Annotated in this window: 16 protein-coding genes; 9 read left to right on the top strand and 7 right to left on the bottom strand. The window is 64.3% G+C overall.

Annotated features, from left to right (window positions below; all coding sequences use genetic code 11):
• Nucleotides 1–4 precede the first annotated feature (4 nt).
• A complete protein-coding gene (gene cycA, locus FNV92_RS30745; RefSeq protein ID WP_015688627.1) occupies nucleotides 5–400 on the bottom strand; it encodes a cytochrome c-550 CycA in 396 nt (131 codons plus the stop codon).
• A gap of 253 nt (nucleotides 401–653) precedes the next feature.
• On the opposite strand from cycA, the gene FNV92_RS30740 reads away from it, so the two are divergent.
• The 5 genes from FNV92_RS30740 to FNV92_RS30720 all read left to right on the top strand — a co-directional run bounded on the left by FNV92_RS30740 (nucleotide 654) and on the right by FNV92_RS30720 (nucleotide 6647).
• Complete coding sequence (locus FNV92_RS30740; RefSeq protein WP_143843280.1) at nucleotides 654–2147, top strand: FAD-linked oxidase C-terminal domain-containing protein; 1494 nt, start codon at nucleotides 654–656, stop codon at nucleotides 2145–2147.
• A gap of 72 nt (nucleotides 2148–2219) precedes the next feature.
• The gene (locus FNV92_RS30735; protein WP_143843281.1) at nucleotides 2220–3458 is read left to right on the top strand and encodes an FAD-binding protein; all 1239 of its coding nucleotides are present in this window, start codon (nucleotides 2220–2222) and stop codon (nucleotides 3456–3458) included.
• Entirely contained in the window at nucleotides 3455–4777 is a 1323-nt protein-coding gene (gene glcF / locus FNV92_RS30730) for a glycolate oxidase subunit GlcF (protein WP_143843282.1), read from the top strand. Before FNV92_RS30735 ends, glcF begins: the two co-directional genes overlap by 4 nt.
• 69 nt (nucleotides 4778–4846) lie before the next feature.
• On the top strand, nucleotides 4847–5221 hold the full coding sequence (locus FNV92_RS30725; RefSeq protein ID WP_143843283.1) for a histone: 375 nt from the start codon (nucleotides 4847–4849) through the stop codon (nucleotides 5219–5221).
• Nucleotides 5222–5636: 415 nt separating this feature from the next.
• Nucleotides 5637–6647 (top strand): TorF family putative porin, encoded by a 1011-nt coding sequence (locus FNV92_RS30720; RefSeq protein ID WP_168213477.1) that lies wholly within the window; start codon nucleotides 5637–5639, stop codon nucleotides 6645–6647.
• A gap of 198 nt (nucleotides 6648–6845) precedes the next feature.
• Here the strand turns inward: FNV92_RS30720 and FNV92_RS30715 are convergent, their stop codons facing one another.
• Entirely contained in the window at nucleotides 6846–8609 is a 1764-nt protein-coding gene (locus tag FNV92_RS30715) for an ABC transporter ATP-binding protein/permease (RefSeq protein ID WP_143843285.1), read from the bottom strand.
• 314 nt (nucleotides 8610–8923) lie between these two features.
• Here FNV92_RS30715 and FNV92_RS30710 point away from each other — a divergent pair, with 314 nt between their 5' ends.
• Complete coding sequence (locus FNV92_RS30710; RefSeq protein ID WP_143843286.1) at nucleotides 8924–10588, top strand: L-lactate permease; 1665 nt, start codon at nucleotides 8924–8926, stop codon at nucleotides 10586–10588.
• 144 nt (nucleotides 10589–10732) lie between these two features.
• Nucleotides 10733–11131, top strand: coding sequence for an META domain-containing protein (locus FNV92_RS30705; RefSeq protein WP_168213478.1), 399 nt, complete (start codon nucleotides 10733–10735; stop codon nucleotides 11129–11131).
• Nucleotides 11132–11263: 132 nt separating this feature from the next.
• Here the strand turns inward: FNV92_RS30705 and FNV92_RS30700 are convergent, their stop codons facing one another.
• The 3 genes from FNV92_RS30700 to FNV92_RS30690 form a co-directional block, all read right to left on the bottom strand.
• Nucleotides 11264–12475: a hypothetical protein gene (locus FNV92_RS30700; RefSeq protein ID WP_143843288.1), complete on the bottom strand. Its 1212-nt coding sequence runs from the start codon at nucleotides 12473–12475 to the stop codon at nucleotides 11264–11266.
• Nucleotides 12476–12618: 143 nt separating this feature from the next.
• Nucleotides 12619–14247, bottom strand: a complete 1629-nt coding sequence (gene groL / locus FNV92_RS30695; protein WP_015688617.1) for a chaperonin GroEL — start codon at nucleotides 14245–14247, stop codon at nucleotides 12619–12621.
• A 173-nt stretch (nucleotides 14248–14420) separates the two neighbouring features.
• Nucleotides 14421–14717 carry a co-chaperone GroES gene (locus FNV92_RS30690; RefSeq protein WP_015688616.1) on the bottom strand — a complete coding sequence of 99 codons (297 nt, stop codon included), beginning with the start codon at nucleotides 14715–14717 and terminating at the stop codon, nucleotides 14421–14423.
• Between the two features lie 313 nt (nucleotides 14718–15030).
• On the opposite strand from FNV92_RS30690, the gene FNV92_RS30685 reads away from it, so the two are divergent.
• Entirely contained in the window at nucleotides 15031–15552 is a 522-nt protein-coding gene (locus FNV92_RS30685) for a hypothetical protein (RefSeq protein ID WP_015688615.1), read from the top strand.
• A gap of 90 nt (nucleotides 15553–15642) precedes the next feature.
• On the opposite strand, the gene FNV92_RS30680 is transcribed toward FNV92_RS30685, so the two are convergent.
• Nucleotides 15643–16428: a protein phosphatase CheZ gene (locus tag FNV92_RS30680; protein WP_041748552.1), complete on the bottom strand. Its 786-nt coding sequence runs from the start codon at nucleotides 16426–16428 to the stop codon at nucleotides 15643–15645.
• 315 nt (nucleotides 16429–16743) lie between these two features.
• Between FNV92_RS30680 and FNV92_RS30675 the strand changes: the two genes are divergently transcribed.
• Nucleotides 16744–17559: a L,D-transpeptidase gene (locus tag FNV92_RS30675; protein ID WP_143843291.1), complete on the top strand. Its 816-nt coding sequence runs from the start codon at nucleotides 16744–16746 to the stop codon at nucleotides 17557–17559.
• Between the two features lie 22 nt (nucleotides 17560–17581).
• On the opposite strand, the gene FNV92_RS30670 is transcribed toward FNV92_RS30675, so the two are convergent.
• On the bottom strand, nucleotides 17582–19369 hold the full coding sequence (locus FNV92_RS30670) for a caspase family protein (protein ID WP_015688612.1): 1788 nt from the start codon (nucleotides 19367–19369) through the stop codon (nucleotides 17582–17584).
• Between the last annotated feature and the right edge of the window lie 64 nt (nucleotides 19370–19433).

The raw sequence follows: 19433 nt of genomic DNA, 5'->3' as shown, positions 1-19433 counted from the left end.
GCGCTTACTGCTTGATCTTTCCGTCCTTGTCGAACTGCGAGACAAAGGCCCAGAGATTGTTGATCTCGGTCTCGTTCTTGATGCCGGCGAAAGCCATCTTGGTGCCGGGAATCTTGGCCTTGGGGTCCTTGATGTACTCCTTGAACACCGCCTCGTCCCAGGTGATGCCGGAATTCTTGTTCGCGTCCGAGTAATTGTAGTCGGGCGCGGTGCCCGACTTGCGGCCGTTGAGGCCGTTGAGCTCGGGACCGACCTTGTTCTTGGCGCCTTCGCCGATCGCGTGGCAGGCCAGGCACTTGTTGAACGACGTTTTGCCGGCGGCAACATCCTGCGCCATCGCGGCGGACGCTGTGGCAGTGACGGTGAGGATCATCAGCGCGCCAAAAGTCAGTTTTTTCATAGGGTGCTCTTCGTCTCTTTCCCGGTGGGGGCGTTTATCTGGTCGGCAATCGTCGAACCTGCCGGTTTTGGCAGGCCCGCCCGGCTTGGACAAGCCACCAAACGATGACAGGTTTCACGATTTCCTACTTGTCCCAGAGCGAACTCGGCAGAGATCGTCGCTCCGACTTTCGGATGGCCTACCCAAACCATCGCGGACGTGGTTGATTTGCCGCGATAAATTGATCGTGCCGCGTGAGTCGGAAGGATATGTCATGGCCATTATGATGCCTGCGAGCGACCAGTCCGTGCTCGCGCGCCGCGCGCAGATCATTGCTGCGTTGCGTGCAATCGTGCCCGGCGAGGGCGTGATCGACAGCGCCGCCGAGATGCGAGTTTATGAATCCGACGGGCTGACTGCTTATCGGCAACCCCCGATGGTCGTGGTGCTGCCCGATACGACCGAGCAGGTCTCGCTCGTCCTGAAATATTGTGCAGCGCAGGGTATCAAGGTGGTGCCGCGCGGCTCGGGTACCTCGCTTTCGGGTGGTGCGCTGCCGCTTGAAGACGGCGTTCTGCTGGGGCTCGGCAAGTTCAAGCGCATCCGCGAAATCGATTTCGACAACCGCGTCGTCGTCACCGAACCCGGCGTCACCAATCTCGCCATCAGCCAGGCGGTCGCGCATGCCGGCTTCTACTACGCGCCCGATCCGTCCTCGCAGATCGCGTGCTCGATCGGCGGCAATGTCGCGGAGAATTCCGGCGGCGTGCACTGCCTCAAATACGGCATGACCACCAACAACGTGCTCGGTTGCGAGATTGTCCTGATGAGCGGCGAGATCCTGCGCATCGGCGGCAAGTCTGCGGAGAACTCCGGTTACGATCTGATGGGCGTCATCACCGGCTCCGAGGGGCTGCTCGGCGTCATCACCGAGATCACGGTGCGCATCCTGCAGAAGCCCGAGACGGCGCGCGCGCTGATGGTCGGCTTCGCAGAGGTCGAGGCGGCCGGCGAATGCGTGGCGCGCATCATTGGTGCCGGCATCATTCCCGGCGGCATGGAGATGATGGACAAGCCCGCGATCCACGCTGCTGAAGCCTTCGTCCACGCCGGCTATCCGCTCGACGTGGAAGCGCTGCTGATCATCGAGCTCGACGGTCCCAAGATCGAGGTCGACGAGCTGATCACGCGCGTCGAGGCCATTGCGAATGCTTGCGGCTCGACGACCTGCCAGATCTCGACCTCGGAGGCCGAGCGCAATCTGTTTTGGGCGGGCCGCAAGGCCGCGTTTCCGGCCGTTGGCCGCATCTCGCCCGACTATCTCTGCATGGACGGCACCATCCCGCGCGGCGCGCTGCCGAAGGCGCTGGCGCGCATCCGCGAGCTCTCGGAGAAATACCAGCTCGGCTGCGCCAACGTGTTCCACGCCGGCGACGGCAATCTGCATCCGCTGATCCTCTACGATGCCAACAAGCCCGGCGAGATCGAGCGCGCCGAGGCCTTCGGCGCCGACATCCTGCGCGCCTGCGTCGAGTTCGGCGGCGTGCTCACCGGCGAGCACGGCGTGGGCATCGAGAAGCGCGACCTCATGCCCGAGATGTTTTCGGAAGTCGACCTCAACCAGCAGCAGCGGCTGAAATGCGCCTTCGACGCGCAAGGCCTGCTCAATCCCGGCAAGGTGTTTCCGACCCTGCACCGCTGCGCCGAGCTCGGCCGCATGCACGTGCACGCGGGTAGGCTGGCGTTTCCGGACATCCCGCGGTTCTAGTGTCTATCACTGTACCGTCGTTGTCATGCGCCAGATTTGCATTCCGTTCTAAACTTGGATACCCGCTCACTCGTGGATACGCTCAGGGTCAGAGACGCCAAAGACGTCGAAGAGGTGGTGCGCGCGGCGATTGCCAATGAGCAGCCGCTCGAGATCATCGGTCATGGCTCCAAGCGCGGCATCGGTCATGCGATGGCGACCAATGCCGTTCTCGACGTCTCCGCGCTGAATGCGATCACCGCCTACGAGCCCAACGAGCTGATCGTTACGCTGCAGGCCGGCGCGCCGCTGGCCGACGTGCTGTCGCTGATCGATGCCAAGAACCAGCAATTCGCCTTTGAGCCGATGAACACGGCACCGCTGCTCGGCACGCCGCCGTCAGGCACCATCGGCGGCATGATCGCGGCCGGGCTCGCCGGTCCGCGTCGGATCAAGGCGGGTGGGGCCCGCGACCATCTCCTGGGCGCGCATGCCGTGTCCGGTTTCGGTGACAGCTTCAAGACCGGCGGCAAGGTGGTGAAGAACGTCACCGGCTACGACCTCTGCAAACTGCTGGCGGGGTCTTGGGGCACCTTGTCGGTGATGACCGAGATCACGCTCAAGGTGATGCCGAAGCCGGAAGCGGAGCGGACGCTGCTGCTGCGTGGGCTCGACGATGCTGCCGCCAACAAGGCGATGACCGCGGCGCTCGGCTCGCCCTATGACGTCTCTGCCGCCGCTCATCTGCCGAAATCGGCGTCCCGGGCCGGGACCGAAGGACTCGGCGATATCGCGGACCAGGGCGAAGCTCTGACCGTGCTACGGCTGGAGGGCATCACGGCCTCCGCCGCGCACCGAGCCGGCTCGCTGCGCGAATTGCTGGCGCCGTTTGGAACCGCGACGTTGATCGAGGACACCGCGTCGTCGGTCCTGTGGGCCACGATCCGCGACGTGCTGCCGTTCGCGGCCAGCGGCGCGCTCGGCGCCTGGCCGGTGTGGCGGATTGTCTGTCCGCCGGCCTCGGGAGCGGCGCTCGGCACGCAATTGGTGCGCGAGACCGGCGGTGAGGTGATCTACGATTGGGGCGGCGGGCTGATCTGGGCCGCGCTGCCGCCGAAGGCCGATGCGCACGCCCCGGCCGTGCGCCAGCGTGCTGATGCCGTCGGCGGGCATGCCACGCTGATCCGCGCGGCCGAGGATGTCAGGAGCATGGTGGACGTGTTCCACCCGCAGACGGCGGGGATCGCCGCGTTGAGCGATCGGGTCCGGGCCAGTTTCGATCCAAAAGCCATTCTCAACCGGGGAAGGCTGACGCGGGGCGCTGCTGAATGAAGACCGAATTCTCGCTGGCGCAACTCGCCGACCCCGATATCGCGCAAGCCGACAAGATCCTGCGCGCCTGTGTCCATTGCGGCTTCTGCACCGCAACCTGCCCGACCTATGTGCTGCTCGGCGACGAGCTCGATAGCCCGCGCGGCCGCATCTACCTGATCAAGGAGATGCTGGAGAAGGACGAGACCCCGACGGCGGAGGTGGTCAAGCATGTCGACCGCTGCCTGTCGTGCCTGGCCTGCATGACGACCTGCCCCTCCGGGGTGAACTATATGCACCTCGTCGATCAGGCCCGGGTCAGGATCGAGCAGCGCTACCAGAGGCCGCTGACCGAGCGGCTGCTACGCCAGGTGCTGGCTTTCGTGTTGCCAGACCCGCGACGCTTTCGCGCCAGCATGTGGCTGGCGAGGCTGGCCCGTCCGCTCGCAATGTTGCTGCCGACGCCGCGGCCCGCGGCCACGCCCGGCCTGATCCTGCGCCTCAAGGCCATGCTGGCGCTGGCCCCGAACCGGCTGCCGGCGCCCGGCCCGCTTCCGGGCAGCGTGTTCGCGGCACTCGGCAAAAAGCGCGGCCGTGTCGCGCTGCTCCAGGGTTGCGCCCAGCAAGTGCTGGCGCCGCGCATCAACCAGGCCGCCATCAGTCTTCTCACCCGCCACGGCATCGAGGTCGTCCTGGTCAGGGACGAGCAGTGCTGCGGTGCGCTGACCCATCACCTCGGCAACGACCGGGATGCGTTGGGGCGGGCGCGCGCCAATGTCATGGCGTGGCAGAAGGAAGCGGCGAAGGAGGGGCTCGACGCCATCCTGGTGACGACGTCCGGCTGCGGCACCGTGATCAAGGACTACGGCTATCTGCTGCGCGAGGACGCTGCGTTCGCAGCCGATGCGGCCAAGGTGTCCGCCCTCGCCAAGGACATCACCGAATACGTCGCCGGTCTCGGACTCGAGTCGAAGACGCGACTGGACAACATCGTCGTCGCCTATCACTCCGCATGCTCGTTGCAGCACGGACAGAAAATCACGGGCCTTCCGAAAGAATTGCTTTCCAAGAATGGATTCGTGGTGAAAGATGTGCCGGAGAGCCATTTGTGTTGCGGTTCGGCGGGGACCTACAACATTCTCCAACCCGAGCTTGCGGGCCGGTTGCGCGATCGCAAGGTCGCCAACATCGCAAGCGTCCAGCCGGACATGATTGCCGCGGGCAATATTGGCTGCATGGTGCAGATTGCCAGCGGCACGTCAGTTCCGGTCGTACACACGATTGAGCTTCTCGATTGGGCTACGGGCGGGTCGCGGCCGGCACTGAACACGTCGAGCTGAGCTTTCGCCCGGAGGTGACGGCTGAAGACGCCCGATCGACCATTGTTCGTCGGCAACAGGAGGACCACGATGGCGAAAGCAAAGAAGAAAAAAAGCAAGAAGGCCAAAAAGGCCAAGAAGGCTGTAGCGGCGAAGAAGACCGCGAAGAAGGCAGCCAAGAAGTCCGCTAAGAAATCTGCCAAGAAGTCTGCAAAGAAATCCACGAAGAAGTCTGCCAAGAAGGCCGCGCCGAAGAAGGCTGTGAAGAAGTCGGCCAAGAAGGCTGTCAAGAAGGCAGCGCCGAAGAAGGCCGCCAAGAAAGCGGCACCGAAGAAGGCGAAGGCAGCTCCCCCGCCGAAGCCGTCAGCACCGGCTGCTGCTCCGTCTCCGGAGCCCGCCGCCGAGACAAGCTGGGCGATGCCTTCGTCTTCTGCGGAACCGACACCGGCTGAAGGGCAGGGGTAGGTCCCAAGGTCAGGCCAAGGGGCCGGGTCCATCTCAATGGCTACGATCGACAAAGGAAAGGCCGCGGCGGCGACGCTGCGGCCTTTTTGCATCGTCGCCAGCCCGCTGAGGGAATCGCGACCTCTCGTGCCGGCATGATTCGTATTTGGGCAACATGCCCCCAGGTTTCCGTACTAACCCGGGTCTCTCTGTGCACTTTGGAATGCAAATAATGTGATCTAGAAGCAACACAGGCTGACAACCTTTCGTGGAATCGTCAGAACGCCTAAAAAGTCGGCAGATGCCCGTGATTTTTGCTTCACGGTTTGCACCCCTCCATACAAATTGTCGCGGTAACGCAATTTTGCAGATTGGTCGTACGCCCCGGGGGGCTTCCGGGAAACCGACTGGGTAAGAACTGGTGATGGGGATCGAAATGAAAAAAGTGACTTTGTTGGCAACGGCGCTGGCAATGGTGGCGGGTTCGGCTTTCGCGGCAGACATGCCGGTGAAGGCCAAGAAGGCTCCGCCCGTGGTTGCCTTCGACCCCTGGGACGTCGCCTTCGGCGGCGCCATCATGAGCGATTACGTCTTCCGCGGTATCACCCAGTCGAACCACAAGCCGTCGGTCTCGGCCTATTTCGAGCCGCGCTACAACGTCACCAAGGACCTGCAGCTCTATGTCGGCGTCGCCGGTGAGAGCATCTCCTTCCCGAACCGCGCCGCGGCCGAAATCGACATCTACGGCGGTATCCGCCCGACCTTCGGCGCCTTTGCGTTCGACATCGGCGTCTGGGGCTACCTGTATCCGGGTGGGACCTGCTACTTCGGCGGCACTGGCATCGACAACGCCGGCGTGGACCAAGGCCCTGGCTGCGCCGAGAAGGCCCTGCTCAACACCAACGTGATCAAGAAGGACCTCAGCTTCTTCGAAGTCTACGGCAAGGGCACCTACACGGTGAACGACAACTGGTCGTTCGGCTTCACCGAATACTACACCCCGAGCTATTTGAACTCGGGCGCTTGGGGCAACTACGCTTCGGTCGTCGGCAAGTACATCGCGCCCAGCACGGTCTTCGGTCCGAGCGGCGTCGGCATGTACGTCTCGGGTGAGTTCGGTCGTCAGTGGCTCGGCACTTCCGACAGCTTCTATGGCGTCCCGCAGTTCCCGAACGGCATCAAGTACGCCGACTACAACACCTGGAACATCGGCATCGGCTTCACCTACAAAGTCGCCACGCTGGACCTGCGTTACTCCGACACCAACCTCTCCAAGGGTGATTGCAACGCTTTCACCAGCGACTTTGCGGCTCGCGGCAACATCACCGCTTTCTCTGGCACCTCTGTGACCCCGATCAATCCGTCGGGCGTCGGCTCCAACTGGTGCGGCGCCACCGGCATTGCCAAGCTGTCGTTCGACCTGACGGCAATGAGCAATCTGAAGTAAGTTTCTTCTCGAGACGACTTCGAGGGCGGCAGAGCAATCTGCCGCCCTTTTGCTTTTCTCCACGCCGTCATGGCCGGGCTTGATCCGGCCATCCGTGTTAGCTCCAAGCCGGACAAGGCGTGGATGTCCGGGGCCAAGCCCGGCGATGACGGAGCGTACCGCGTAGCCTGTTGAGCCTAACTGCCTCCCGCTTGCGCCTCAGCGCGCCACGCTAGGCTCCGCCTCGGCCGGCTTGCCCGCATCGCCGAGGACGTGGATCTCGCCGCGCTTCGCCATCGTCACCTTGCGGGTATGGAAGGCGTCGAGCGTCGAGCGGTGGCCGATCGAGACGATGGTGGCCTGCGGCAGCTTCTCCGCCAGCAACCGGTACAGCCGGGCCTCGGACGGCTCGTCCAGCGAGGCGGTGGCCTCGTCCAGGAAGAGATAATCCGGCACATGCAGCAGCGCGCGGGCAAGTCCGAGGCGCTGCTGCTCGCCGAGTGACAGCATCCGGTTCCAGTGGCCGTCCTCGTCCAGCCGCTCGGCGAGGCCGGGCAGCCCGACAGCCAGCAGCGCACCCCGAACATCGGCAGCCTCGAATGCGCCCGGGGCGGCGGGATAAACCACCGCGTCGCGCAACAGGCCAACCGGGAAGTAGGGACGCTGCGGCAGCATCATCAGCTTCGCCTTCTCGGGAATGACGATGGTGCCGGTGCCGAACGGCCAGATGCCGGCGATGGCGCGGAACAGCGTCGACTTGCCCGAGCCCGACGGCCCGGTCACCAGCACCCGTTCCGGCGCCTGAATGGAGAACGCGTCGGCCGCCACCAGCGGGGTGCCGTTGGGCAGGTTCACGCAGAGCTCCTCGAGCCCGATCGTGCGGCCGCCGTCAGTGGCCTTGAGGGTGATGGCCGGCTCATGCGCCGGCAGGTGCGCGGCGGAATCGACCGACATCTCGAAGCCGTCGAGACGCGCAACGATCGAGCGCCATTCCGCGAGCGACCGGTAGGCCGTGACGAAGAACGATAGCGCGCCCTGCACGCTGGAGAAGGCGGAGGCGGTCTGCATCATGTCGCCGAGCTGGATCTTCTTGGCGAAGAACGCCGGCGCGACCAGCACGTAGGGGAAGATCACGGCGGCCTGCTGATAGCTTGCCGTGAACGCGGTGAGGCGCTTGGTCCGGCTCATGATGGCGTACCAGTTGCCGATCACGAAGCCGAAGCGATCCAGCAGGCGCGAGCGTTCGGCGCCTTCGCCCTTGAGCAGCGCGATCTGCTCGGAGTTCTCGCGCACGCGAACGAGGTTGAAGCGGAAATCCGCTTCATAGCGCTGCTGCTCGAAATTGAGATTGACCAGCGGGGCGCCGATCCAGTGAGTCAGCGCGGTGCCGAAGATCGCGTAGATCAGCGCGCCCCAGCACAGATAGCCGGGGATCATCAGATCCTGGCCGAACAGGTGCAGCGGTGCGGCGTTGGACAGGCCCCAGAGGATGATGACGAACGAGAACAGCGTCACGATCGACGAGAGCAGGCCGAGCCCAATCGTCAGGGTCTGCTCGACGAAGTTCTTGACGTCCTCGGTGATGCGCTGGTCGGGGTTGTCGGCCGCATCGCCCTTGAGCTGCATGCGGTAATGCGTGGCGTCTTGCAGCCATTCGCCCAGATAGTGCCGGGTCAGCCATTGCCTCCAGCGGATCTGAAGCCATTGGTTCAGGTAAAGCTTGTAGACGGCCAGCGCGATAAAGGTGAAAGCGAGGCCGACGAAGATCCAGATCTGCGTGACGAAGGCGTCCCAGTCGCTGTTCTGCAACGCAGTGTAGAACCGGTTCTGCCACTGGTTCACCAGCACGTCGATCGCGACCAGCGCCAGCTCCATCGCGATGACGGCGGCGAGCAGGCCGCGCCCCACCCACTTGTCCTCCGACCGGAAATAGGGAACGGCGATTCGCCAGACGATCGCGAGGGTGGCGATGATGTTCTTCACAGAGCGGAATCTCCTGCGGGGATGTGCACAAATGCCCGGGGCCAAACGGCTGAGGCAATGGCTGAAATCGGCGCGCTTAGACTAAAGTCGCAAGTCCTGCAATTTGCGTTGGCTTGTCGCAGCTTGCAACCCTAGCATGGGTCTCAACGGCGCGGGGTGGGGGGCTCCGGGACTTCGCGGGCTTGTGAGCGGACGGGAACCGCTGCATTCGCGAGGAATTCGCGTCCAACCCGGGGGTTATCGCTTCCAGCGTCAAGCAGGCTCGGCTGTCCACGCAGGCCGCCTGCCGCATACATGCGTGGGGGAGGAAGACCATGTGGAATCAAGTCTATGATCCGCTGCACAGCCCTGTGTTGTCGACGATCGCGGCGGCGGTGCCTGTCGTCACGCTGCTGGTTCTGATCGCGAGCGGCCGCGTCCAGGCTCATATTGCGGCGATCATCGCCGTGATCGTGGCCAATCTGATCACGATCTTCGTCTTCACCATGCCGGCGAACATGTCGATCCGCGCCTCGGTGCTGGGCATCGTGACCGGCTTCTTTCCCATCGGCTGGATCGTTCTCAACGTCATCTTCCTCTATCAGGTGACGGTATCGACCGGGCGCTTCGAACTCCTCAAGCGTGCGATCGGTGGCGTCACCGAGGACCGGCGGCTGCAGTTGCTGCTGATCGCATTCTCCTTCGGTGCCTTCTTCGAGGGCGCCTCTGGCTTCGGCACGCCGGTGGCGATCACGGGTGCGGTGCTGATCGGCCTCGGATTCTCGCCGCTTGCCGCAAGCGGCCTGTCGCTGATCGCCAACACCGCGCCGGTCGCCTATGGCGCGCTGGGCACGCCGATCCAGGGTCTTGCCTCGGTCACCGGGTTCGATCCCTACATCCTGGGTGCGATGGTCGGACGGCAGCTGCCGTTCTTCTCGCTGATCGTGCCGTTCTGGGTGATATGGGCTTTCGCCGGATGGAAGGGCATGAAGGACGTCTGGCCGGCGATCCTGGTCACCGGCGTATCGTTCGCGATTCCGCAATTCGTGATCTCGAATTACATCAATCCCTGGATCGTCGACATCGGCGCGTCGCTGATCTCGATGGGTGCGCTGATCCTGTTCCTGAAGGTCTGGCAGCCGAAGCAGCTCTGGCTGTCGCCTGCGCTACGCGGCAATGATGAATCGGCCTCCACCATGGCCACTGCAAAGCCGCTCGACAAGACGCCGCTCACGCAGAGCGAGCTGTTCAGCGCGCTGTTGCCCTGGATCATCGTCTGTATCGTGATGCTGGTCTGGGGCAACGGCAGCTTCAAGACCTGGGCAAACTCGATCTTCACCTGGAACTATCCCGTTCCCGAATTGCACCAGATGATCAACAAGATGCCGCCGGTCGCACCAGGGCCGACGAAAGAGAGCGCGGTGTTCGGCTTCACCTACCTCTCCTTCACCGGCACGGGCATGCTGATCGCCGCGATCATCTCCGGCTTCCTGATGGGCGTCGGTCCCGGCCAACTCGTCACCCAGTACGGCCGCACCATCCGGCTGTGCGCGATCTCGCTGATCACGATCTCGGCGATGCTCGCGATCGGCACGCTGACGCGGCTCTCCGGTGTCGACGCGACGCTCGGCCTCGCTTTCGCTGCAACCGGCGTGCTCTATCCCTTCTTCGGCACGCTGCTCGGCTGGCTTGGCGTGGCGCTGACGGGGTCGGATACGTCGTCGAACATCCTGTTCGGCAATTTGCAGAAGATCACCTCCGAACAGCTCGGCATATCGCCGATCTTGATGGCCGCCGCGAACTCCTCCGGCGGCGTGATGGGCAAGATGATCGACGCGCAGTCGATCGTGGTCGCCTCCACCGCGACCAACTGGTACGGCCACGAGGGCACGATTTTGCGCTTCGTGTTCTGGCACTCGATCGTGCTCGCCTGTCTCGTCGGTGTGCTCGTGACGCTGCAGGCCTATGTCTGGCCGTTCACGGCGATGGTCCTGAAGTAGCAGGCCGCGTCGCGGCTTCGACGCAAGTCAAATCTCCCCGCGGGTTGTCTCCGCGGGGATTTTTGCGCCCAAAGCGGGCGAACCTTCTCAATGGCGTCGTCGTCTTATAGAAGGTGCCGCAAATCAGGTCGGTCGAGAGGTCTCATGGTTTCGCTCAAGCAGATGGTGTGTGTGTCGGTTGCAATGCTGGCGATGTCCACTGTCGCGCGTGCCGAGGACGGTTTTCCGTTCGGCACGGAGATGACGATGGAAGCACTGCCGCAGCCGGGCTCGAAGCGGATTCCGAACATCGAGATCGGCGACAATGGCGAGGTGGTGCTTGAGCTCTGGTGCAAGGGTGGCAAGGGCCAGTTCTCGGTCGCCGGCAACACCGTGATCTTCGTTCCGGGCCAGATCCAGGACCGCTCATGCCCGCCGGCCAGAGCGCAGGCCGACGACGAACTCGTCGCGGCGCTCGCCAGCGTCGAGACCTGGAAACGCCAGGGCGACGTGCTGACCCTGATCGGCCCCAAGCCGCTGCGCTTTCGCGTGACCGGGAATTAGCGTTTAGCTCGCTGTCGTACCCCGGCTTGACCGGGGTACCCGGTACGCCGTGACCTATCGATTCAACTACTGCCGTCTCGGACTCCTGGATCGCCCGGTCGAGCCGGCGATGACACCGACTTGGTGGCTACGTCACTTCCACACCGATTTGTCGGCATCCCAGCGCTGGCCCTTCAGCTCCTTCGTGAGCGCCTCGACCGAGCCGTTGTCGTCGGGCTGATCGCCTTCCTCGTCGGCCGCCGCGTCGTCGGACAGGTTGAGCTTGGCGCCGCTGCTCTCGTCCGCCGTAGTGGTCGCGGGACTGCCGATCCAGAGCATCAACCTGTCGGTCGTGCCGGGCTTGTCGGGCGAGATGAGTGCGGCGACCTCGATCGTGTCGGTGAGGTCGAGCGCCGGGAAATCCGGGTTCGGCCGCTTGAAGACGAGCTTGAGCTTGCCGGTGGCGGGATTGAAGCTTTGCGAGACCGGCTTTGCCGCCAGTGTCTTGCTCAGCACGCCGGCCACGGCTGAAGCGAGCTTGTCACGGTTGAGCTTGTCGCCGTCGCGCCAGTCGGCAGCGGCAAAGCGGATGGTGCGGTCCATCTCGGTCATGCCGGCGGTCCAGCCCGCCGCGGTGACGCCCGGCATCGCCTTGAATTTTGCCAGCAGCGCGCCTGCGCGTTCCGGATCGACCGACATGTTGATGGTCTGCTCGCCGGCGCGCAGCGCCTCGCAACCGACCGAGAGGCTCGCCAGCGTGACCTCGACGTCCTGGCCCTTCAGGCTCTTCAGGAACTCGGTTGCCGCATCCAGCTTGACCTTGACCGCGATCGCTTCCGGCGAGACGTCGGTGAAATCCTTCGGCTGCGCCGTGATGCCGTCGTCGGACGTCTGGTTTTCCTGAAACTCCCTCTCGCTGAGATCGGAATTGTCGGGAGAGGTGACCTCGGTCACGGCCTGGCCGATGCTGATCTGGCCGCGGAACTCGAACGTGTCTCCAGACTGCTTGCGCAGCAGCTTGACGCTGACGGGCGACTTCTCGCCGAGACTCTGCGTCGTGCCGGTCAGGTTCTGGCCCGCGACCTGGAGATTGACGACGAAGCGGTCCTTGCGGTCGGAATTCTTCGCGACGGGATAGCAGACGTCGAGCACGGCCGCCGTGACGGTCTTGCCCTGGCGCGTCTCCTTCAGGATGACGTCGGCATTGCCGTCCATCAGCCCGTCGATCGAGGTGAAATAACGTATTTCCGGGCCGCTTGGCACCGTGGCCTTGGGCGACAGCTTCATCTGCGCGGAGGCGGGATGCGGCGAGGTAGCAAGCAGAGCGGCCAAAACAATTGTCGGGCAAACCAGAAGCGCGCGCATCGACGAAATCCTCGAGCAAAAGAATCGGCGCCACCGTAGTTGGTTTTGGCCGCCGGTTGAATCGGAAAGCGCGGGCGAACCTGGGCAAAAAAGAAGGCCGCCCGGAGGCGGCCTTCGCAACACTGTCAGGTCACAGGACGGGCTCAGAAGCCGCCCATGCCGCCGCCGGCCGGCATGGCGGGCGCAGCTTCCTTCGGCAGTTCGGCGACCATGGCCTCGGTGGTGACCAGGAGGCCGGCCACGGAGGAGGCGTCCTGCAGCGCGGTGCGAACCACCTTGGCGGGATCGATGATGCCCTTCTCGATCATGTCGACATAGTCCTCGGTCTGGGCGTCGAAGCCGAAGGTCTCGGACTTGTTCTCCAGGATCTTGCCGACCACGATCGAGCCTTCCACGCCCGCGTTCTCGGAGATCTGGCGGATCGGAGCTTCCAGCGCCTTCAGCACGATGTTGATGCCGGCCTGCACGTCGGCATTGGCATTGGTGAGACGGCCGACCGCCTTCTTGGCGCGGAGCAGCGTGACGCCGCCGCCGGGGACGATGCCTTCCTGCACCGCGGCGCGGGTGGCGTTGAGCGCGTCCTCGACGCGGTCCTTCTTCTCCTTGACCTCGATCTCGGTGGCGCCGCCGACGCGGATCACCGCGACGCCGCCGGCGAGCTTGGCGAGGCGCTCCTGGAGCTTCTCACGGTCGTAGTCCGAGGTGGTCTCCTCGATCTGGGCCTTGATCTGGCCGACGCGGGCCTCGATCTCCGGCTTCTTGCCGGCGCCCTTGACGATCGTGGTGTTCTCCTTGTCGATCACGACCTTGCCGGCGCGTCCGAGCATCTTCACCGTGACGTTCTCGAGCTTCATGCCGAGGTCTTCGGAGATCAGCTGGCCGCCGGTGAGGATCGCGAGGTCCTCGAGCATGGCCTTGCGGCGGTCGCCGAAGCCCGGCGCCTTGACGGCGGCGACCTTGAGGCCGCCGCGCAGGCGGTTGACGACCAGGGTCGCCAGTGCCTCACCCTCGACGTCCTCGGCGATGATGACGAGCGGCTTGCCCGACTGCACCACGGCTTCCAGCACCGGCAGCATGGCCTGCAGGCCCGAGAGCTTCTTCTCGTGCAGGAGGACGTAGGCGTCCTCGAGCTCGGCGGTCATCTTCTCGGCATTGGTGACGAAGTAGGGGCTGAGATAGCCGCGGTCGAACTTCATGCCCTCGACGATGTCGACTTCGGTGTCGAGCGACTTGTTTTCCTCGACGGTGATGACGCCCTCGTTGCCGACCTTCTGCATCGCCTGGGCGATCATCTTGCCGATGGCGGCATCGCCGTTGGCCGAGATGGTGCCGACCTGGGCGACCTCGGCAGAGGAGGCAACCGGCTTGGCGCGCTTCTCGATGTCCTTGATGACGGCCGCAACCGCGATGTCGATACCGCGCTTGAGGTCCATCGGGTTCATGCCGGCGGCAACCGCCTTGGCGCCTTCGCGCACGATGGACTGGGCCAGCACGGTCGCGGTGGTGGTGCCGTCACCGGCGAGGTCGTTGGTCTTGGAGGCGACCTCCCGCAGCATCTGGGCGCCCATGTTCTCGAACTTGTCCTCGAGCTCGATCTCCTTGGCGACGGTGACGCCGTCCTTGGTGATGCGGGGCGCGCCGAAGCTCTTCTCGATGACGACGTTGCGGCCCTTGGGGCCGAGCGTCACCTTGACGGCGTTGGCGAGAATGTCGACGCCGCGCAGCATGCGATCGCGCGCGTCTCCGGAAAACTTGACGTCTTTGGCAGCCATGTCTGCAGTCCCTCGTGTTTCGTGATGTGTCTTGTTTATGCCGTGTCTTTCCGCGCTCGCTTCGTCATTGCCGGGCTCGACCCGGCAATCCATCCTGGTGCAAAAATGATGGATGCCCGGGTCAGGCCCGGGCATGACAATGAAGCATTCAGCGGCTGTTCAGGCGGGTGGCCTTAGGACAGAACGCCCATGATGTCCGACTCCTTCATGATCAGGAGATCTTCGTTGTCGATCTTGACCTCGGTGCCCGACCACTTGCCGAACAGCACGCGGTCGCCGACCTTGAGGTCGATCGGGGTCAGCTTGCCGGCTTCGTCGCGGCCGCCGGGGCCGACGGCGACGATTTCGCCCTGGGACGGCTTTTCCTTGGCAGAATCCGGAATGATGATGCCGCCCTTGGTCTTTTCCTCGGCGTCGATACGTTTGACCACGACACGGTCATGCAGCGGACGAAATTTGGATTTAGCCATGACGTTTCCCTTTGGAGGCGGTTCGAAAGTAGTGGAAGTAGGTGGGGCGGCGCTTCCGTCCTTCCTCTTCCCGAGGATCGAACGGCGCGCTTAGCAATCGGGCTTTCCGAGTGCTAATAGTGCGCCCGGAAATATTGCTTGGCCGCGATCCTGTCAAGCAAAGGTGGTTAAGCGATTGGTGAGGCGGATATAGGATGGTGGCATTGGAAACTCGTTCGGGGTGCCGACGTATTAAAGGACGTCATTGCTCCAGCAGCGGTTTTACGCTTGGCTGCGGGAGGGGTGCGGCCGTCGTCTTGTTCGGGGAAATGCCATGATCAGTTCAGCTCACGCGCGCACGGTTGCCAATTTGGCGGTCGCCTCTTGCCTGGCGCTGCTGCTCGGCGCCTGCGGCGGTGGTATGAGCCTGCCGTCATTCTCGTCGTCTTCGCCGCCGCCCGAGGCCGAGCCCGGTACCGGTCCGGAAATGCCGGCGAGCATCCGGGCCGACGAAATCGTCGGCCGTTGGGGCCTTGCCTCGTTCCAGAACCCGGCCGACCGCGCCCGAACCGAGGCCGCGGCGAGGGCGCAGTGCAAGAATCCCTACGTGATCACCGCCGGCTCCTCCGGCGGCGTGATCATGCATCTGGCCGACCAGGCGACGCCGCAGGAACTGCGGCTGAAGGGCTCGCCCAGCGGCAAGAATTACATCGGGCCGGCGGGGCCGACCCCCGGCGAGCAGGACCGCGAAATCGTCTCCTTCGACGGCCGCGTCCTGATCACCCGCTTCATCGACAAGGACGCCGCCACCCGCTACGGCAACATGGTCTACGTCCGCTGCGCGCCGCGGGCGTGACAAGGGTTCGGCTCTAACCACTCGACAGCAATAACGAAAAAACGCCGGCTTTTGCCGGCGTTTTTGTTTTTCCGCAAAGGCTGCGTCCGATCAGTCGAACAGTGCGTCGATATCGTCCTGCGAGGCGTGGCCGACGTCGCCGTTGAGCTTCGGGCCGTTGAGGAGCTTGTCGTCTTCACTGCGGGTGTCGACCTGCGCCGGCACGTGAGCCTTGATCGCGTCGACGCCGCCCCAGATGTCCATCATCGCATTGATGTGCTGCTCGATGAACTTCATGGTGGTCATGACCTTGCTGATGCGCTGCCCGGTCAGGTCCTGGAAGTTGCAGGCCTCGAAGATCGAGATGACACGTTCCTGGATGTCGTCGGCGAGCCGCTTCTGCTGGTCGGCCGAGTCCACCTTGGCCATCGCGCTGGCTGCCTGGTCGATCGATTCGGCAGCTTCGAGAATTTGCTGTGTAGCCTGCTCGGTGCCGCCGACCACCGCGCCGAGCTCGCCATTGACCTTGGCCATCTCCGCGCCGTCAAAGCTCTTGCCATGCAGCACCGCGATCTCGCGCTTGGTGCGGTCGATGGCGTCATGGATCAGGTCGAGTTCGATCTTCAGCTTCTCGCACTGCTCGATCTGGGCCCGATAGGTCTCGAGCATCGTGCGTGCGTCGGCAAGCTCCTGCGCCGTGGAGGCGTCGATCGCCGCCATGGCCGCGCTGCCGGACAAGGGCGCAGGCACGCTGCCCTTGGCCATCTGTGCGCGGATCGCGCGCAGCTCCGCCATGATCTCGCTATGCATCGGGATTGCCTCATCAGTTACGTCAAGAATGGGCATCTCGCCACCGACGATATCCTCGACACGAAAACGCTTGCGGTGAACAGCCATCAGATACTCCCCCCACCTCACTCACGCGTCTTTGTAGGCAGAAGCAATTTAACACGAGGTTCACAGCGGAACTGTTGCGCGGTCGTGCGCGACGACGCAAAAAACCGCTGATTAACCATGGGACTGTGGCGTTCATCGAAAATAAACGCTGATCGCCAAATTGGGCCTTCGTTCGCGACGTGGTGAATCGAAACGCGGCTCTCGTTTACCAAACAAAACGGCTTTTGCTCTTTATTGACCACGTCGCGGACGCCGATCAGCCATCAGCTCCTGCATGACGCATGTGATCTAGACGAAACAGTACAGAGTACGTCGATGTTCAAGAAAATGTCTGTCGCGCTGCTTGGCAGCGCTTGCACCTTCATTGCCGGCGCAAACAGCGCGAATGCCTTCGACAATACGGTGCCGAACGATCCGCCGGCGGTGCTCTACCAGCCGCAGGTGCCGCCGGCGCCGGTACGCGTCGCCTCCAATGCGAACATGGGTGGCGGCTTCATCGAGTTCCTGTTCGGCGACGGTCCGGGCCGCGGTCCCGCCTACGCGCCGCAGCAGCCGGTCTATCAGCAGCAGCCGGGTTATTACGACCAGCGCCGCCTGCCGCCGATGGGCGAACCGCAGATGCAGGGTGGATATCAGCAAGGCGCAGGTCTCCAGCAGGAGGCGGTCGATCCGCGCCAGCGTCAATTCGACCCGAGATTCGAGAAGCAATCTGTTGACTATAGCGGCAAGGAAAGTGCCGGCACGATCGTGGTCGATACGCCGAACAAGTTCCTCTATCTCGTCGAGGGCAACGGCCGGGCGATGCGTTACGGCATTGGCGTCGGACGCCCCGGCTTCACCTGGTCCGGCGTGAAGTCGATCACGGCCAAGCGCGAATGGCCGGATTGGACGCCGCCCGCCGAAATGATCGCGCGCCGCCCCGACCTGCCCAGGCACATGGAAGGCGGTCCGGAAAACCCGCTCGGCGCCCGCGCGATGTATCTGGGCTCGACGCTCTACCGGATCCACGGGTCCAACGAGCCTTGGACCATCGGCACCAACGTGTCTTCCGGCTGCATCCGTATGCGCAACGAGGACGTCATCGACCTCTACGGCCGCGTCAATGTCGGCACCAAGGTCGTGGTGATGTGAACCGGACCGGCAGGCAAGCAGCCTATTCGCAATAGGTCTTGCCGCCGAACGAGAAGCACTTGCCGCCGCCCCCGCGAGGCGCCGGCGCACTGCGTGTCGCGGCGGGTTCCTGCCGCGTCACGGTCTTCGGCTTCGGCGCCGGCTCGGGCCGCTTCTCGCAGGCGCCGCTGGCGTTGAGCACATAGCCGCTCGAACAGCCGATCTGGACGCAGCGGTCGCCCTCGGCGCGCTGCCCCTTCGCGCATACCAGCGGACAGACGCGGTCGGTCTTGCCGCGCACCGAGTCCAGCGCGTCGAGGCTCGCCAGCTTCACGTCGAAATGGGTGTCGGCGCTCTTGTTGAACAGCTCCAGCGCCTTGCGCGAGCCGTCATCCCACTTGCCGTCCATGCTGCCGGGATCGCAGCCGACGCGCTTGAGGTGAGCCTGCAGCAGCCGCGCGATATCGGAAGGATCCATCTTCGGTGCGGCAGGCGGCGGCGCCTGCGGGGGCGGCTGGCTGGGCGTGAGCGCGGCCAGCTTCTCGGCTTGAGCCTTGTCGGCCTGCGCCTTGTCCGCCTGGGCCTTGGCGTCGCGTTTGGCCTGCTCGACCTGAATCTGCGCATCGGCTGCCGCCTGGCGCCGCGCCTCGTCGACCTGCACCCGGGCCGCATCGGCCTGTTGCCGGGCCTGTTCGGCCTGGCGCCGCGCCTCGTCCAGCTCCCTCTTGGCCTGCTCGGCGATCTGGGCGCGAGCTTCGTCGAGCTCACGCTTGGCCTGCTCGGAGAGCTTCTGCTTGGCCTCCGCGGTCTGGCGCGCGCTCTGCTCTTCGAGTTGGCGGCGGAAGTCGGCGGCCTTCTGTGCCGCCAGCTCGTCGGCCTGCCGCTTGGCGTCATCGGCCCGAGCACGGCCCTGCTGGGCGGCTTCGAGCTTGCTGTTCTGCCCGCGGGCGAGGTTGGCGAAGAAACCGGCCGGGTGCTTGGCGAGGAAAGAATCCCAGGCTTCCCTGGTGCCGACCTGCGCCGCCAGCTCGTAGTCGACGCGGGCTTCCGCCTCGGGATCGGCGGCGCGCGGGACCAGCGCCACGGTGTCGCCGCCGAGCGACCCGTACACGAATGGCTCCTGCCGGTTGCCGGTGGCCTTGAGCACCTCGTCCCGGACGCGGCCGAACGCGATGCGCAGATCGAGCCCGGGCTCGGCGATGTTCCGCACCAGCGCCGTGGCGAAGGGGCTGTTCTGCCCGTCGCCGTCGCTCGCCACCGCGCCGGCCCTTGCGGCGAACGCGATCAGCGTGTCGGACATCGCAGGCTCGACCTTGGCGAGGCCGCGCCCGATCGCGCGGCTGGCGACGGTGCGCTTCATGCTGGTGGCGAACGGATTGTCGCGGCAGGCATCGAGGATGACGAGCTTGAGTCGCTTGGCGCCGTCGAGCGCGCGCATCACGCGATCGAGCGAGATAGTCTCGTCCTCGATGTCGAAATCGCTCGCGAGCTTGGCGTCGGCCGGCACCAGATAGTTGACGCCGTCGACCTCGATGCCATGGCCGGCATAGTAGACCACCGCGACGTCGGCATCCTGCGACGCCGCGGAGAACTCGCGGATGGCGCGGCGCAGCTCGGCGATGCCGAGATCGCGCCTGCTGTCCACGGCGTCGAAACCCGCCTTCTTGAACAGGGCCGCCATCACGTCGGCATCGCGCGCGGGATTGGGCAGTCGCGGCACCTGCCGGTACTCGGAAACGCCAATGACGAGCGCAACCCGCTTGGCGGCCCAAGCCGTGTCACTCGATATCGAAAGGATCAGCGCGAGCAGAAACAAAAAGGCGGATCGCACGGACGGTCTCCGTGGGTGCAATAAGGGTCCCTATCAAAACCCGGACCGCCGGACAACCGCCGGA

Origin of the sequence: Bradyrhizobium cosmicum, assembly GCF_007290395.2 — a bacterium.
Classification (GTDB): Bacteria; Pseudomonadota; Alphaproteobacteria; order Rhizobiales; family Xanthobacteraceae; genus Bradyrhizobium; species Bradyrhizobium cosmicum.
The sequence above is the reverse complement of the archived record's forward strand: the minus strand, read 5'-3'. Positions and strand labels throughout refer to the sequence as shown.